General features: G+C 62.4%; 13 protein-coding genes. 5 read left to right on the top strand and 8 right to left on the bottom strand.

Annotated features, from left to right (window positions below):
- Positions 1-97: 97 nt before the first annotated feature.
- Positions 98-2413: a PAS domain-containing sensor histidine kinase gene (locus AB8B33_RS04075; RefSeq protein ID WP_439014443.1), complete on the top strand. Its 2316-nt coding sequence runs from the start codon at positions 98-100 to the stop codon at positions 2411-2413.
- A 12-nt stretch (positions 2414-2425) separates the two neighbouring features.
- On the opposite strand, the gene AB8B33_RS04070 is transcribed toward AB8B33_RS04075, so the two are convergent.
- The 4 genes from AB8B33_RS04070 to AB8B33_RS04055 all read right to left on the bottom strand — a co-directional run bounded on the left by AB8B33_RS04070 (position 2426) and on the right by AB8B33_RS04055 (position 9315).
- Positions 2426-5383: a bifunctional [glutamine synthetase] adenylyltransferase/[glutamine synthetase]-adenylyl-L-tyrosine phosphorylase gene (locus AB8B33_RS04070; protein ID WP_439014442.1), complete on the bottom strand. Its 2958-nt coding sequence runs from the start codon at positions 5381-5383 to the stop codon at positions 2426-2428.
- Positions 5384-5464: 81 nt separating this feature from the next.
- Positions 5465-6871: a HAMP domain-containing sensor histidine kinase gene (locus AB8B33_RS04065; RefSeq protein ID WP_113324124.1), complete on the bottom strand. Its 1407-nt coding sequence runs from the start codon at positions 6869-6871 to the stop codon at positions 5465-5467.
- Positions 6868-7614 (bottom strand): response regulator transcription factor, encoded by a 747-nt coding sequence (locus AB8B33_RS04060; RefSeq protein WP_029616368.1) that lies wholly within the window; start codon positions 7612-7614, stop codon positions 6868-6870. Before AB8B33_RS04060 ends, AB8B33_RS04065 begins: the two co-directional genes overlap by 4 nt.
- Before the next feature lie 135 nt (positions 7615-7749).
- Positions 7750-9315: a Do family serine endopeptidase gene (locus tag AB8B33_RS04055; protein WP_439014440.1), complete on the bottom strand. Its 1566-nt coding sequence runs from the start codon at positions 9313-9315 to the stop codon at positions 7750-7752.
- Between the two features lie 242 nt (positions 9316-9557).
- Between AB8B33_RS04055 and AB8B33_RS04050 the strand changes: the two genes are divergently transcribed.
- The 4 genes from AB8B33_RS04050 to AB8B33_RS04035 are packed head-to-tail and all read left to right on the top strand — an operon-like array spanning position 9558 to position 11230.
- On the top strand, positions 9558-9905 hold the full coding sequence (locus AB8B33_RS04050; protein WP_113324126.1) for a metalloregulator ArsR/SmtB family transcription factor: 348 nt from the start codon (positions 9558-9560) through the stop codon (positions 9903-9905).
- Positions 9906-9945: 40 nt separating this feature from the next.
- Positions 9946-10422, top strand: a complete 477-nt coding sequence (locus tag AB8B33_RS04045; protein WP_439014438.1) for an SRPBCC family protein — start codon at positions 9946-9948, stop codon at positions 10420-10422.
- Positions 10423-10427: 5 nt separating this feature from the next.
- Entirely contained in the window at positions 10428-10844 is a 417-nt protein-coding gene (locus tag AB8B33_RS04040; RefSeq protein WP_439014437.1) for a VOC family protein, read from the top strand.
- Entirely contained in the window at positions 10841-11230 is a 390-nt protein-coding gene (locus AB8B33_RS04035) for a DoxX family protein (RefSeq protein ID WP_439014436.1), read from the top strand. The genes AB8B33_RS04040 and AB8B33_RS04035 overlap by 4 nt, the downstream gene beginning before the upstream one ends.
- Before the next feature lie 43 nt (positions 11231-11273).
- Here AB8B33_RS04035 and AB8B33_RS04030 read toward each other — a convergent pair whose 3' ends face one another.
- The 4 genes from AB8B33_RS04030 to ccmI form a co-directional block, all read right to left on the bottom strand.
- On the bottom strand, positions 11274-11747 hold the full coding sequence (locus AB8B33_RS04030; RefSeq protein ID WP_439014435.1) for a cytochrome c-type biogenesis protein: 474 nt from the start codon (positions 11745-11747) through the stop codon (positions 11274-11276).
- 173 nt (positions 11748-11920) lie between these two features.
- Positions 11921-13915: a heme lyase CcmF/NrfE family subunit gene (locus AB8B33_RS04025; RefSeq protein ID WP_439014434.1), complete on the bottom strand. Its 1995-nt coding sequence runs from the start codon at positions 13913-13915 to the stop codon at positions 11921-11923.
- Positions 13912-14439 (bottom strand): cytochrome c maturation protein CcmE, encoded by a 528-nt coding sequence (gene ccmE, locus AB8B33_RS04020; RefSeq protein WP_439014432.1) that lies wholly within the window; start codon positions 14437-14439, stop codon positions 13912-13914. Before ccmE ends, AB8B33_RS04025 begins: the two co-directional genes overlap by 4 nt.
- A complete protein-coding gene (gene ccmI, locus AB8B33_RS04015; protein ID WP_439014431.1) occupies positions 14436-15590 on the bottom strand; it encodes a c-type cytochrome biogenesis protein CcmI in 1155 nt (384 codons plus the stop codon). The genes ccmE and ccmI overlap by 4 nt, the downstream gene beginning before the upstream one ends.
- Between the last annotated feature and the right edge of the window lie 49 nt (positions 15591-15639).

Here is a 15639-nt window from a genome sequence, read left to right as displayed (position 1 = left end):
TTTTACCGCCGGCTCTGGACAAGGCGAATCACGCATGATTCTCTAGGTGTAGTTCGAGCGAGCGGCGCGCGAATCACACGAGGGATTAGGTTCAGAGATGATGGACGTGCGGCGGGCAACCGCGGCCGAAGGACGGCTGCGTGTCGATTTTGGCGGGCTCAAAGCCTGGCGCGACAGCCTGTCCGGACAGACCGCAAAAGCTCCTGAGCCATTGCTGCGCCACCTGCCAAAGGCAGAGCTTCTCCTGAAGCGGACGATCCCTGTTCTCATTGTTGCCTTTCTTGCTGTCGTTGCGGCCTCGCATTTCTTCGGCATGGTCAGCGAATATAGCCGCATGGAAGCCTCCGCACGGCATGCAACGGCGCTTTCGGCTGCAACGGCGGCCGCCGTCTTTGCCGATGCGACCGATCTCTTCGACGGCGGCAGTGCGGCAGAGGCGCAGGCGCGCCTTGCGAAATTCCTGCCGCAGGATCGGCTGGAGAACGGCGCCTTCGTGCTGCTGGTGCAGGCAAGCGGCAAGGTGTTTGCGGCAACGACGGCCGGTGCCTCCTATATCGGCGCCGATGTCTCGGCCCTCTTCCCGGAGATCTCCGCGATCCGCCGCTTCGGCGACCGCACTGATGTCATCGAAACCAGCATCGGCGGCGAGCTGCATTATGCCGAGATCTCCCTGATGGGCACGGCGGGCGGCTATATCGTTTCCGCCACGTCGCTCAACGAGATAAACCGTCTCTGGCGCGAGGAACTGACGCTCAACGTCACGCTGTTTGCCGGCATCTCCTCCATCCTGCTCGTCATCCTCTATGCCTATTACATGCAGGTGAAGCGGGCGCGCGATGCCGATGACATCTTCCTGGAATCCAATCTCAGGGTCGAGACGGCGCTGTCGCGCGGCCGCTGCGGCCTTTGGGATTTCGATTTCCACAATCGCGAATTCTTCTGGTCGCGCTCGATGTACGACATGCTCGGACTTGCCGGCTCCGACAAGACGATGGGCTTTGCCGATGCGGCAAGGCTCATGCATCCGGAGGATAACGGGCTGCACGAGATCGCCCGCGCCGTCGCCAAGGGCGATTCCGGCCAGGTCGACCAGATCTTCCGCATGCGCCACGCGAGCGGCCACTATGTCTGGATGCGCGCTCGCGCTCAGGTGATCCGCGGCCATTCCGGCCGCGTGCACATGATCGGCATCGCCATGGACGTGACCGAACAGCATCGGCTTGCTCAGCGCTACGCCGAGGCCGACCAGCGACTGGCCGATGCTATCGAGTGTACCTCGGAAGCCTTCGTGCTGTGGGACAAGAACGACCGGCTCGTCATGTGCAACGCGCATTTTCAGCAGGCCTACGGACTTCCGGACAGCGTGCTGGTGCCCGGCACGGAACGTACGGTCGTTCATGCCGCTGCGGCGCGGCCCGTCATCGAGCGGCGCATTGCCGATGCGGACGGTTCCGGCTATTCGCGCACGACGGAAGTGCAGCTTGCCGACGAACGCTGGCTGCAGATCAACGAACGTCGCACCCGTGACGGCGGTCGCGTATCGGTTGGCACCGACATCACGCCCTTGAAGCGTCACCAGGAGCGCCTGCGCGACTCCGAGCGCCGACTGATGGCGACGATCAACGATCTCTCCGCCTCCCGCCAGACGCTGGAATCGCAGAAGGCCGAGCTTTCGACCGCCAACTCCAACTATCTGGTGGAGAAGGAGCGCGCGGAAGCGGCCAACAAGGCGAAGTCGGAATTCCTCGCCAACATGTCTCATGAGCTGCGCACGCCGCTCAACGCCATCCTCGGCTTCTCGGAAATCCTGCAGAACCAGATGTTCGGGCCGCTCGGCTCGGCCAAGTACAATGAATATGCCCGCGACATCCATGACAGCGGCAAGCATCTCCTCAACGTCATCAACGATATTCTCGACATGTCGAAGATCGAGGCCGGTCACATGCTGCTGTCGCGCGAGCGCACCGACCTTGCGCCGCTGATCGAGGAAAGCCTGCGCTTCACCGCCATTCCGGCCGCTGAAAAGAACATCGTCATCGAGCAGCGCATCTCCTCGGGCATGACGCTGATGGCCGACCGCCGCGCCATGAAGCAGGTGCTGCTGAACCTGCTCTCCAATGCCGTGAAGTTCACCAATGAAGGCGGGCGCATTGCGGTTCGTACCCGCCGCGTCGCCGATGGCGTCATGGTCACTATCGCAGATACCGGCATCGGCATCCCGCGCGCAGCACTCATCAAGATCGGCCAGCCCTTCGAGCAGGTACAGAGCCAGTATGCCAAGAGCAAAGGCGGCTCCGGCCTCGGCCTCGCCATCTCCCGTTCGCTGACAAGCTTGCACGGCGGCAGCATGAAAATACGCTCGCGCGAGTCGGTCGGAACGGTCATCTCGCTGCGTATTCCCGATCAAGCCTGAGGCAATCCGGTCCTACGCCTTCACCACCGTCTGAAGGACCTTACGGACCGCCTTGGAAAGCCGCTTTACTTCGCCCTCCAAAGTCTTGATGTCAGGGCAGTCTCCGGCCCGGCAGACGAGCTCGGTCAGGCCCGCGGGTGCTTCCTTGGGATCGAAGAGGCTGTCGATGCAGAGCCGGATCAGTTGCGAAAGCTCTGTGTAGAGCGCGAAAGCTTCGAGGCAGGTATCGAGATCGGCGGAGGTCATCAACTTGTCGCCGATCGTCTTCAAAGCGGCACCGGTGGTAAGGCCGTTGATCTTGGTCTCGACACCCTTTACCGGCGCGATCAGGGCCAGATATTGGGCGATGAATTCGATATCGATCACGCCGCCCGGAATGAGCTTCAGATCCCAGCCATTTTCCGGCGCCTTTTCCTTTTCGATCAGCTCGCGCATCTCCGCGACGTCGTGGGCGACCTTGGCGATATCGCGTTTTGTTGAGAGCACGTCAGCAATGATGCCTTCCGCCTCGCCGACCAGGCTTTGGTCGCCGCAGATCAGTCGGGCGCGCGACAGCGCCATGTGCTCCCAGGTCCAGGCCTCTTCGCGCTGGTATTTGCCGAAGGAATTGATACGGGTCGCGACCGGTCCCTTGTTGCCGGAGGGGCGAAGCCGCATGTCGACTTCATAAAGCACGCCTTCTGCCGTGGGGGCCGAGAGGGCAGCAATCAGGCGCTGGGTGATGCGGGTGAAGTATCGCGTCGCATCGAGTGGTTTTGCACCGTCGGATTCGCCAGCGGCATCGTCGTAGTCGTAGAGCAGGATGAGATCGATATCGGAGCCTGCCGTCAGTTCGAAGCTGCCGAGCTTGCCCATGCCGGCAATCGCAATCCGTCCGCCGGGATAATTTCCGTGTGCAACGCGGATCTCGTTCATGACCGCGTCGAGGGCGGCTTCAATGATGAGATCGGCGAGATGGGTGAAGGCGCGCGCGGCCATGTCGCCATTGATTGCGCCTGTCAGCAGGCGGATACCGATCAGGAAGCGCTGTTCTGACGCGAAGATGCGCAGCCGGTCCAGCACTTCCTCATAGTGTCGGGCCTGCACCAGCGAGGCCTTCAGCCGCTCGCCGAGATAGTCGCGCGTTGGCAGCTCGGCCATCAGGCCGGGGTCGAGCATGCCGTCGAAGACATGCGGGCGGGCGGCGATGACTTCCGCGAGCTTCGGCGCCGAGGACATGATGTTGACGATGAGGGAGAGCAGCGCCGGGTTGCTGCCAAGCAGCGAGAAGAGCTGGATGCCCGACGGCAGGCCGGAAATGAAGCTGTCGAAGCGCAGCAGCGCCTCGTCCGCCCGCTTGCTTTCGCCGAAGACGCGCAGAAGCCCGGGCGTCAGCTCCGTCAGCCGCTCGCGCGCCTCGACCGATTGCGTGGCACGGTAGCGGCCGTAGTGCCAGGTGCGGATGATGCGGGAAATATCCGAAGGGCGTTCGAAGCCGAGTTTCCTCAGCGTCTCCAGCGTATCGGGATCGTCGCCCTGGCCGGTAAAGACGAGATTGCCTGTCCCAACGGAGAGTTTGGTTTCCTGTTCGAAGAGGTCGGCATAACGCCGCTCGACCGCCTTGAGCACCTCCACCAGCCGCTCGGAAAAACTCGGCGTATCGGTAAAGCCCATCAGGAAGGCGATACGCTTCAATTCCGCGTCCGTCTCCGGCAGAAGATGGGTCTGCTCGTCGCGCACCATCTGGATGCGGTGCTCGACATCGCGCAGGAACCAGTAGGCTTCGGTCAGCTCGTCTCGGGTTTCCGCGTCGATCCATTTTGCCCTGGTGAGTTCGGCCAGCGTCTCCTCGGTGACGCGGGAGCGCAGAGCCGGCATGCGCCCGCCGGCGATCAGCTGCTGGGTTTGCACGAAGAATTCGATCTCGCGGATGCCGCCGCGGCCGAGCTTGACGTTGTGGCCTTTCACGGCGATTGCGCCGTGGCCCTTATGGGCATGGATCTGCCGCTTGATGGAATGGATGTCGGCAATCGCCGCATAATCGAGATATTTGCGGAAAACGAAGGGAGCGAGGCCGCGCAGGAACTGCTCGCCTGCCGCGATATCGCCGGCAACCGCACGGGCCTTGATGAAGGCGGCCCGCTCCCAGTTCTGCCCCCTGCCCTCGTAATAGATCATGGCGGCATCGACGGGGATTGCGAGCGGCGTGGAGCCGGGGTCAGGCCGCAGCCTGAGATCGGTGCGGAAGACATAGCCATCCGCCGTGCGCTCCTGCAGGATGCGCACCAGCCGTCGCATCATGCGTGGGAAGATCTCGATCGCATCATCGGGGTCGGGCACGATGCCGGCCTCTTCATCGAAGAAGATGACGAGGTCTATATCGGAGGAATAGTTGAGTTCGGAGGCACCGAGCTTGCCCATGCCGAGAACGATTACGCCGGAGCCTTCGCTGGGAGCGGCGATATTTTTCAGTTTCAGCTTGCCGCTTTCATGCGTCGACAGCAGCAGGTGATCGATGGCGGCCTCGACCGAGGCCTCGGCAAGTTCGCTGAGCCAGCCGGTTGTTGCGCGACCGTCGAAGATACGGGCGAGATCGGCAAGGGCTACGAGGAAGGCCACCCTGCGCTTGACGATGCGCAGCCTGCTCATCACCTGGCTTTCGCCGGGCGTACTTCCTTCGCCGTCCGGTTTCCAGCAATCGCGCGCTTCTGCAATCAACGCTTCGATCTGCGGCTCCAGCGGGTCGCTGATAGCGGAAGCAAGGATTGCCGGATCGAGATTGGCGATTTCGCGCAGGTAGGGAGAGAGCGTCAGGACGGCGGCGATAAAGTCGCGCAGCGACCCCTCGGCTTTCAGCATCTCAGCCACGACAGGCTCGCTCTTGCCGATATCCTGCAGGTCGGCAAGCGCCGACTTCAGTTCCGCCTGGCTCAGCGGCCGCAGGAGTCCTTCAGCGACATCCTTCAGGCCGTGGTTCGATTTCGTCAGCATTTGCTCTCCCTGCCATGCAGCAATGCGACTTTAAACTAGGGTGTCGAAACGAAAGCGCCAATATGAAAATGATCAGGAAAATCAGGCTGCCTTAGCGGGGAAAACCATACTGACGGTGAGGCCGGGGCGTTCGGTATTGCCGGGCTCGGTGTCGGACAGTTCCAGCGTGCCACCATGCAGCTCCATGATCGCTTCGACCAGCGAGAGGCCAAGGCCGGTGCCCGGCTTCGAGCGGCTTTCATCCAGGCGCACGAAGCGCTTCACTACGTCCTCGCGCCTGTCGAGCGGCACGCCCGGGCCGTGATCGGCGACGGAAAGGCAGATGCCGTCAGGGCGGCGGCTGAGCTTCACCGAGACGGCGCCTGGCCCTTCGGTATCAGCGGAATATTTGATCGCATTGTCGAGCAGATTGAAGATCGCCTGGCCGATCAGTTCGCGATTGCCCTGGATCTCGATGCTGGGCTCGATCTCCGAGGTCAGGGCCATGCCCGCCTCATCGGCGACAGGCTCATAGAGTTCGGCGCTGTCGGCGACGATGGCGGAGAGCTCGATCGGCGACATTTCGGCGGCGACGGAACCGGCTTCCACGCGGGAGATCATCAGCAGCGCATTGAAGGTGCGAATCAGCTGGTCGGATTCTGAGATGATGCCTTCCAGCGCGCCGCGGCGCACCTCGCCGTCCTCAATGTCGAGCGCATCGGCGGCCTTGTTGCGCAGGCGCGTCAGCGGCGTCTTCAGGTCATGGGCGATATTGTCCGAGACCTGCCGCAAACCTTCGTTCAGCTTTTCGATGCGTTCCAGCATGTTGTTCAGCGAGACGGAAAGACGGTCGAACTCGTCGCCCGAGCCGGCGACCGGCAGGCGCTGCGAGAGATCGCCGGCCATGATCTTCTTGCCGGCGTCCGACATGCGGTCGATGCGTTTCAACGCGTTGCGGCCGATGCCGAACCAGATGATGATGGCGCCGAGGCCCATGATGGCGAGCGCGATCATCAGCGCCTGGCGCACCAGCACGCGGAAGCGTTCCGGCTCGCCGAGGTCGCGGCCGATCAGCACGCGCAGGCCATTGTCGAGAACGAAGATGTTGGCAATCGCCGTATGCCGCACCACGCCGCTATCGGTATAGCGCTGATACATGAAGGGCACCGAGGTCCAGCCCTGCTCCTCGAAAACACCCGGCTGCACGGAGGCGACGTTGCCGGCAAGGATATCACCCGAGGGGCCTGCAATGAGGTAGAGATTGGCGCCCGGCTGACGGGCGCGGCGCTCCATCGTGCGCAGAAGCAGGTTCATGCCGCCGGCATCATAGGCGCGCTGGACCTGCGTCACTTCCTGGGCGACCGCATCGCGGATCTGGCCGGTCAGCAGCCGCTCGGACATCGCCGTCACATAGAAGACGAGCGTTGCAGCGCAGATGGCGAAAAGCAGGATATAAAGTGCCGAAAGGCGGACTGCGGTGGACTTGAAGAGAACCCGGAAACGGCTCATCCCTCATCCTTGATCATGTACCCCGCACCTCGGATCGTCTTCAGCAGCGGCTGGCTGAAGTCTTTCTCGATCTTGGAGCGCAGGCGCGAGACATGCACGTCGATGACATTGGTCTGCGGATCGAAGTGGTAATCCCAGACATTCTCCAGCAGCATGGTGCGGGTCACGACCTGACCGGCATTCTTCATCAAATATTCCAGCAGGCGGAATTCGCGCGGCTGCAGCGGGATTTCCTTGCCGCCACGGCGAACCTCATGGGAAAGGCGGTCGAGCTCGAGATCGCCGACGCGATAGACGACATCCTGATCCGGCGTGCCCTTGCGGCGACCGAGCACTTCGACGCGGGCAAGCAGCTCACTGAAAGCGTAGGGCTTCGGCAGATAATCGTCGCCGCCGGCGCGGAGACCCGTCACGCGGTCGTCGACCTGGCCGAGGGCAGAAAGAATGAGAACGGGCGTGTGGATGCCCTTGCGGCGCAGCTCGCTGATGACGGAGAGACCATCGCGGCGCGGCAGCATGCGGTCAATGACGATGACGTCGTAAGTATTCTCCGATCCCATGAAAAGACCGCTTTCGCCGTCGCTTGCATGGTCCGCAACGATCCCCGCCTCACGAAAGGCTTTCGTGAGATAGACCGCCGCTTCGAGATCGTCTTCGATAATGAGAATCTTCATGCGGCCGACATTACCCGCCGGTTGCTTTTCGGCAAGGCTCAAAGCGTCTTCTTGTTGGGGGGAGGTCATTGCGGGCGTCCTTCATAATTGAAGAATTTGGCATAATTGAAGAATTTGGCAGCTGTGAAGAATTCGTCAGACTTGAGGCGTTGGAGCCGCGCGGCGTTTGCGCCTGCGCGGCTCCGGCATTCTGAGGCCAGAAGATCAGCCCTGGCCATTGATCGGAAGCGCGACGAAGCGGCTGCCGTCCTTCGACTGGATCTGGAACAGCGCGCGGGTGCGGCCGTCCTTCTTGGCCTGGTTGATGACGCGGACGACATCGTCGGCGCTGGAGACCTCCTGGTTGTTGACCGAGGTGATCGTCTCGCCTTCCTTGATGCCCTTGTCGGCAGCATCCGAATTCGGATCGATGCCGGTGATGGCGAGGCCCTTACCGTCATCCGACGGGCCGACCGTCAGGCCGAGATCGGCAAGCGCCTTCTCGGAAGCCGGCGGCTGGGCCTGCTCCGGCTGGCCGTTGTCGTCACCAGCAGAAGCCTGCTGGTCGGCCGGCAGCGTGCCGAGCTCGACAGTCACGGACTGGGCCTTGCCGGAACGCCATACCGAAAGCTCGACCTTGCTGCCCGGCGTCATCGCGCCAATGCGACGGCTGAGATCGCGGGCATCCTTGACAGGCTCGCCGTTGACGGCAGTGACCACGTCACCCGTCTTCATGCCGGCCTTCTGGCCGGGCGTGCCTTCCTGAGCGGAGACGACCAGAGCGCCACTTGCTTCAGAGAGACCGAGGGAGTCGGCGATATCCTTGGTGACCGGCTGGATCTGAACGCCGAGGTAGCCGCGCGAAACGGTACCGTCCTTCATCAGGTCGGCAACGACATCCTTGGCGGTGGAGGCCGGGATGGCGAAGGCGATACCGACGCTGCCGCCCGACGGCGAGAAGATCGCGGTGTTGATGCCGACGACCTGGCCGTTGAGGTTGAAGGTCGGGCCACCAGAGTTACCGCGGTTCACGGCTGCGTCGACCTGGAGGTAATCGTCATAGGGGCCGGAGCCGATATCACGACCGCGGGCCGAAACGATGCCGGCCGTGACCGTGCCACCGAGGCCGAAGGGGTTGCCGACGGCGACGACCCAGTCACCGACGCGGACCTTGTTGTCATCGGCCCAGTTGACATAGGTGAATTTGCGGCCCTTGCCATCGACCTTCAGCACGGCAAGGTCGGTGCGCGGGTCCTTGCCGATCAGCTTGGCATCGAGCTCGGTGCCGTCGTTCATGACAGCAACGAATGCGGAGCCGTCGGAAACGACGTGGTTGTTGGTGACGATGTAGCCATCTTCAGTGATGAAGAAGCCCGAACCTTGAGCGACAGGGCGCAGACGGCCCGGACCGCCCGGCTGGCCGAAGCGGCGCTGCTGGTTCTGACCCTGGTGGCCCTGGCCCTGTTCGCCGAACTGACGGAAGAACGGCTTCAGAGCGTCAGGCAGATCGTCAAAGCCGCGACCGTTGAAATCGAAGGAGAAACCGTCGCCATCATCAGAGGCCGGCTTGACGCGGCTTTCGACGCGGACGGAAACGACGGCCGGGGAAACGGCGTCAACGACATTTGCAAAGCTCGGAACCGAGGGGGACTGGACATTGACAGCCTCGGCATAGGAACGGGAGATCTCGACAGGGATACCGGTTGCAAGAACGGCGGCTGCCAGACCTGCAACGGTGGATGCCTGAAGCACCGTTTTGAGGGACGGACGTCCGCGGAAATTTTTCAGCATAAGAGTACCTTCTTTTCTTGTTCAGACCTTCGTTCCGTCGGTGCCGGACCAGTTATGACCGAGATATAGGACGCCGCACCTTACTACGAACTGTCCAGCCCATGAAAAATTCGTAATGTACCAATATTCTTTTGGTTGCATGCCGAAGGGCGAGATTAATTGACCAAACCGCATTTAACCGATCAGTTGACAATCGATATCGCGCCCTGTATTTAACCGTTGAGTTATATACGAGGCCCATCATGCAGACCGACACTCTGAGCGCCGCTTTCGCAGCCCTCGCAGACCCCACACGCCGGGCGATCATCGCGCGGCTGGCCGAAGGCGAGGCTTCGGTCAACGAACTCGCCGCCCCCTTCGAGATGAGCCTTCCGGCGGTCTCGAAACATCTGAAGGTGCTGGAAAAGGCAGGGCTTATCAGCCGGGGCAAGGAAGCCCAATGGCGACCGGCCAAGCTCGAACCGATAGCGATGAAGGGCATTGCCGACTGGCTGGAGCAATACCGGCGTTTCTGGGAATCGAGCTTCGACCGGTTGGATGGCTACCTTCAAAAGATCCAGAGAGCGGACGACAGCGGCCCCCGCAATTGACAGTCGCCCTCTCATTTTTCAATCACGATAGGGGAATACCATGGCCGATCAGCTATCGCGCCCCACATTGCATATGCAACGGATATTCAATGCACCGCGTGCCCTCTTATGGGCCGCCTGGACCCGGCCGGAAATGGTCGTTGCCTGGCTCGGCCCTGTCGAACGGCCGGCGGTCAGCGTCGTGCAGGATCTGCGCGTCGGTGGCACATACAGGGCATGCCTGAAGAATATCGGGGATGGCAGCCTGCTGTGGCAGAGCGGCGTCTATAGGGAAATCGAGGAACCCTCGCGTCTCTCTTTCACCTTCCAGTGGGAGGGATCGCATGAGGATGGCGAACCGGTCGTGACACTCGTGACCGTCGTCTTCGAGGAACTGGCCGATGGCCGCACGCTGATGGATTTCACCCATGCGGACCTGAGGTCCGAAGAGAGCCTTACCGGACACAGACACGGCTGGGAGAGCACCTTCGGCAGGCTGGAAAGCTGGATTGCGGCTCAAGGAAATCAAAGGGAGTGATGACCATGAAACTCGTAACGAATCTCGTCTTCAAAGGCGAATGCCGGCAGGCCTTCGAATTCTACGCCAAAGTGCTCGGCGGCAAGCTGAACGGCATGTTCACCTTCGCCGAAGCGCCCGGCGACATGCCGATCGATCCGTCCTTCAAGGACAAGATCATGCATGCCTGGCTCGATGTCGGCGACCAGTCCCTCATGGGCTGTGACGCCCCTCCCGGATATCAGGAGAACATGGGCGGCTTCAGCGCCACGTATCACAGTCAGGATGCGGCGGAAGCGAAGCGTGTCTTCGAGGCGCTGTCGGAAGGCGGCAAAGTGACCATGCCCTTCAACGCGACCTTCTGGTCGCCGGGCTTCGGCATGTTCACCGATCGCTTCGGCACACCCTGGATGGTCAATACGATCCCGGCGGATCAGCGATGAGCGATAAGGCCATGATCTGGACCGGTCGCGTGCTGACCGGGCTTTTCGCGCTCTTCATGCTCGGAGCATCGATCGCCCCCAAGCTTCTTGGCCTGCCGATTGCCGAGGAAACCATGACCCAGCTCGGATGGCCAAACGGCTATGTGCTGATGATCGGCCTGATCGAGCTGACCTGCCTCGTGCTCTACCTCATCCCGCAGACGAGCGTTTTCGGTGCGGTGCTGATGATGGGGCTGCTCGGGGGTGCCATGGCCACGCAGATCCGGGCCGGAAGCCCGCTCTTCAGCCATATCCTGTTCAGCATCTATCTCGGGCTGTTCATGTGGGGCGGCTTGTGGCTGCGCGATCCTGCAGTCAGGGCGCTGTTTCCCTATCGAAAGGCGTGAGGATCAACCATTCCGCCGTGATTTGTCGCGGCGGAATGGTTTCTTATTTTTCCAGTAGCTCGGCGAGCTTCGCCTGCTCTTCGTCCGTGAGTTTGCTGCCGGTTGGCTTGCCGGCCCGCTTGCGGGCAAAGACGATGAGCGAAACCCCGCCGGCGAGGATCAGCAGCACCGGTGCACCCCAGAGCAGCAGCGTGCGCAGGCTGAAGCGCGGCTTCAGCAGCACGAATTCCCCGTAGCGTGAGACGATGTAGTTCAGCACCTGTTCGTCGCTATCGCCATCGGTGATGCGCTCGCGCACCAGCAGGCGCAGGTCCTTGGCGAGATCGGCATTGGAATCGTCGATCGACTGGTTCTGGCAGACCATGCAGCGCAGTTCGGCAGACAGTGCCCGCGCCCGCGCTTCGAGGGCCGGATCGGTGAGCATCTCGTCCGGGTTGACGGCGAAGGCGGACAGGGGCGTGAAGAGGACGAACAGGATAATGAGGAGCCGGGAGAGCAGAGACGAGATTTGCGACATGCGCCGAACCTCTCCTCCCCTCATTCCTGTGCTTGTCACAGGAATCCAGCCACGGCGCGTCCGCGCCGTGAATGAATCCATGCCAGTGTCAAATGAGTCTTCTGCGCCCAAGGACTTGGGCGCGCTGGATTCTTGTGACAAGCACAGGAATGAGGGAGATGGGGGACGGCGCATCATTCCGCCGGCTCCATGGCGGGTGTCGCCGGCTTCGCCTTTGCCTTCCTGCTTGGTGCACCGACACGCAGACGCCGGTCGCTGAGCGAGACGAAGCCGCCGAGGGCCATAATCAAGGTCCCGCCCCAGATGCACAGGATGAAGGGTTTCCACCAGATACGCACGACGATGCCGCCGTCATGGGTGGCGTCACCCAGCGAGACATAGAGCTGGCTGAGACCGAAGGTGAGGATACCGGCTTCCGTCGTCGGCATCTGCCGGGCGGTGTAAACCCGCTTGGCCGACCAGACATCGGCGACTTGCGCGCCGCCGCGGCGGATCGAGAAATGGCCGCGGTCCTCGGTATAGTTGGGACCGGTGGCCGGCTGCATGCCATCGAAGACGATGCTGTAGCCGCCGGCATCGGTCGACTGGCCCTGCTTCATCTCGACCACATGTTCGGTCTGGAACGTGGTGACCGCGACAATGCCGAGCACGGTGACGCCAAGCCCGGCATGGGCAAGTGCCGTGCCGAAGGCCGAGCGCGGCAGGCCGGAGAACCGGCGCCAGGCGATATCCGCCTTCACCTTGCCGATACCGGCGCGATACCAGAGGTCGGCCACCGCACCTAAGATCAGGAACAGGCCGGCAGCAAGGCCGAGCACGGCCATGACCGGGCCGCCATGTTCGAGATAGAAGAAGACCAGCGCTGCGACGAAAGCGAGACCGGCAACAACGTACAGCCGCTGCAGGGCGCCGAGCAGATCGCCGCGCTTCCAGGCAAGCAGCGGCCCGAACGGCACGACGATCAGAAGCGGCGCCATCAGCAGGCCGAAGGTCAGGTTGAAGAAGGGCGGCCCGACGGAGATCTTGTCGCCGGTCAGCGTTTCCAGCACCAGCGGATAGAGCGTGCCTGTTAACACCGTGCCGCAGGCAACCGTCAGGATCAGGTTGTTGACGACGAGCGCCCCCTCGCGCGAGATCGGCGCAAACAGGCCGCCGGCCGACAGAAGCGGAGCGCGGAAGGCAAAGAGCGACAGCGCGCCCCCGATGAAGATCAAGAGGATGCAGAGAATGAAGACGCCGCGGCTCGGGTCGCTGGCGAAAGCATGCACCGAGGTCAGGACGCCGGAGCGCACCAGGAAGGTGCCCATCAGCGACAGCGAGAAGGTGAGGATGGCCAGCAGCACCGTCCAGATCTTCAGCGCCTCGCGTTTTTCCATGACGAGGGCGGAATGCAGAAGTGCGGTGCCGGCAAGCCAGGGCATGAAGGAGGCATTCTCCACCGGATCCCAGAACCACCAGCCGCCCCAGCCGAGCTCGTAATAGGCCCAGTAGGAGCCCATGGCGATGCCGAGCGTCAGGAAGGTCCAGGCGGCCAGCGTCCAGGGCCGCACCCAGCGCGCCCAGGCGGCATCGATGCGGCCATCGAGAAGGGCGGCAACGGCAAAGGAGAAGCAGACGGAAAAGCCGACATAACCGAGGTAGAGCAGCGGCGGATGGATGGCGAGCCCGATATCCTGCAGCACCGGGTTCAGGTCCTTGCCCTCGGCAGGGGCCGGATCAAGGCGGACGAAGGGATTGGAGGTCAACAGGATGAAGAGGATGAAGGCAACCGAGATCCAGGCCTGGACGGCGAGAACATTGGCCTTCAGCGTATCCGGCAGATTGCGGCCAAAGATCGCGACCAGGGCGCTGAACAGCGAAAGGATCAGGAGCCAGAGCATCATCGAGCCCTCGTGGTTGCCCCAGACGCCGGAATACTTGTAGATCAGCGGCACCAGCGAATGCGAGTTCTCCCAGACATTCTGCACCGAGAAGTCGGAGACGACATGGGCATAGGTGAGCACGCCGAAGGAGAAGGCGACGAGGGCAAAGAGCAGGACGGAACCGAGCGGGGCGACATCCATCATCGCCTGATCGCCGCGCCGGGCACCGATCACGGGCACGACCGACAGGACGATCGCGGTTGCGAGCGCCAGAACCAGCGCATAATGGCCGATCTCGATGATCATGGCGTCGCCTTTGTCTCTTGCGCCTGGGCTTCCTGAGCCTTGGCTTCAGCACCTTGCGGCGCCTCACCTTGCTTTGTCGGGCCCTTGCCCTCTTCCCAGAGGCCTTGAGCCTTCAGCCTGTCGGCCACTTCCTTGGGCATATAGGTCTCGTCATGCTTGGCAAGCACGGTATCGGCGGTGAAGACAGTGCTGCCCGTCTCGAAGGCGCCTTCGGTCACCACCCCCTGCCCCTCGCGAAACAGATCCGGCAGGATGCCCTCATAGCGGACATTGACGATCTCTCCGCTCGGATCGGTCACGGCAAAGCGCACGACCGAGCCCTCGCCGCGCATGACGCTGCCGCTTCCGACAAGGCCGCCGAGGCGGATGCGGGTGCCGGGCGCCACCGGTGTCTTGGCGAGATCACCCGGCATATAGAAATAGGCGACCGACTGGCTGAAGGCGAACATCACGAGTAGCACCGCGACAAGGATGAAGCTCATGCCGCCGGCAATCACCGCCAGGCGTTTCTGCTTGCGCGTCATTCACTCAATCCTTCCGTCGCGATGCCGAGTTCCTTTGCCAGCGCGAGCAGCTGCCTGCCCTCGTCGCCCGATGCCGGGAAGGCGGCAAGCCCCCGCTTCAAGGCGCCGGCAGCGCGATCCTTGTCGTTCAATACGGCGTAAGAGCGGACGAGACGCATCCAGCCCTCGAAATTATCAGGGTCAGCCGACAGTTTGGCATCCAGGCTTTCCACCATGCCACGGATCATCTGCTGACGGTCGCCGCTATTCATGTTCTGAGCCGCCGCCACATCCTCCGCCGTCGGCCCGACCGGGGCGGCAGGCTTGGCTTCTGGCTCGGCTACAGGGGCGACCGCCGTGCCGCCGTTCTTGGCGATATGCTCGTTGACCAGCGGAAGCCAGGGTGCATCATCAGGCGATTGCTTCGCCAGATCCTCGAAGGCCGTGCGCGCCTGATCCGGCTGGCCCGCCTGCTCCAGGCTCAAAGCAACATAGAAGCGCGCACGCGGGTTGTTCGGCTCAAGCGCCAACGACTGTTCCAGCACCTTGCGCGCATCTTCGGTCACCACGCCTTCGGCCATCGCCATCAGCGTTTCTGCAAGGCCGTCGAGACGCGCGGGGCTTGGGCCAAGCAAACGGATGGCGTTGCGATAGGCGGTCTCGGCGTCGGTAATGCGCATGGTGCTGAAATAGATCGGCGCCAGCACATCCCAGCCCTTGCCGTCGTCAGGGTTCTGCGCCAGATGCCGCTCCGCCTTGGCCACGAGAACGGCCATATCATTCCCGGGATTGGCAAGCCGCGCCTCTAGCGGCTGGGACGGCAGGTCGGGCCTGCCGGTATTCATGTAAAGACAGAGCCCTATGATCGGCAGGAGCAGCACGATGAAGGCTTCGGTCAGGCGGTGATGCCTTGCGGGCTTGCGTTCTTCGGCCGGAGCAACACCGGAAACGGCGATCAGCCGGCGTCCGATCTCCGCGCGGGCGTAATCAGCCTCGTCAGCGCTGATCAGGCCGCCCGATAGATCCCTGTCGAGTTCACGCAACTGGTCGCGATAGACGGCCGCTTCACCGGCGCGCGTATCCTCAGCCGCCTTCGCCCCACGCAAAAGAGGGTAAAGCAGAATGGCGGCAACAGCCGCCGTCAGGACGGCCACGAGAATCCAGAACAGCATATCGGCCCAATTACTTGAAGCGCGCCCTCATTCCAACTGCCAATGCCGG

The sequence above is a fragment of the Rhizobium sp. 768_B6_N1_8 genome (assembly GCF_051811225.1).
GTDB lineage: Bacteria > Pseudomonadota > Alphaproteobacteria > Rhizobiales > Rhizobiaceae > Rhizobium.
The sequence above is the reverse complement of the archived record's forward strand: the minus strand, read 5'-3'. Positions and strand labels throughout refer to the sequence as shown.

Coding starts and splice junctions, on each gene's coding strand:
- AB8B33_RS04075 (WP_439014443.1), top strand. CDS start 98: ATGATGGACGTGCGGCGGGCAACCGCGGCCGAAGGACGGCTGCGTGTC.
- AB8B33_RS04070 (WP_439014442.1), bottom strand. CDS start 5,383: ATGCTGACGAAATCGAACCACGGCCTGAAGGATGTCGCTGAAGGACTC.
- AB8B33_RS04065 (WP_113324124.1), bottom strand. CDS start 6,871: ATGAGCCGTTTCCGGGTTCTCTTCAAGTCCACCGCAGTCCGCCTTTCG.
- AB8B33_RS04060 (WP_029616368.1), bottom strand. CDS start 7,614: ATGACCTCCCCCCAACAAGAAGACGCTTTGAGCCTTGCCGAAAAGCAA.
- AB8B33_RS04055 (WP_439014440.1), bottom strand. CDS start 9,315: ATGCTGAAAAATTTCCGCGGACGTCCGTCCCTCAAAACGGTGCTTCAG.
- AB8B33_RS04050 (WP_113324126.1), top strand. CDS start 9,558: ATGCAGACCGACACTCTGAGCGCCGCTTTCGCAGCCCTCGCAGACCCC.
- AB8B33_RS04045 (WP_439014438.1), top strand. CDS start 9,946: ATGGCCGATCAGCTATCGCGCCCCACATTGCATATGCAACGGATATTC.
- AB8B33_RS04040 (WP_439014437.1), top strand. CDS start 10,428: ATGAAACTCGTAACGAATCTCGTCTTCAAAGGCGAATGCCGGCAGGCC.
- AB8B33_RS04035 (WP_439014436.1), top strand. CDS start 10,841: ATGAGCGATAAGGCCATGATCTGGACCGGTCGCGTGCTGACCGGGCTT.
- AB8B33_RS04030 (WP_439014435.1), bottom strand. CDS start 11,747: ATGTCGCAAATCTCGTCTCTGCTCTCCCGGCTCCTCATTATCCTGTTC.
- AB8B33_RS04025 (WP_439014434.1), bottom strand. CDS start 13,915: ATGATCATCGAGATCGGCCATTATGCGCTGGTTCTGGCGCTCGCAACC.
- ccmE (WP_439014432.1), bottom strand. CDS start 14,439: ATGACGCGCAAGCAGAAACGCCTGGCGGTGATTGCCGGCGGCATGAGC.
- ccmI (WP_439014431.1), bottom strand. CDS start 15,590: ATGCTGTTCTGGATTCTCGTGGCCGTCCTGACGGCGGCTGTTGCCGCC.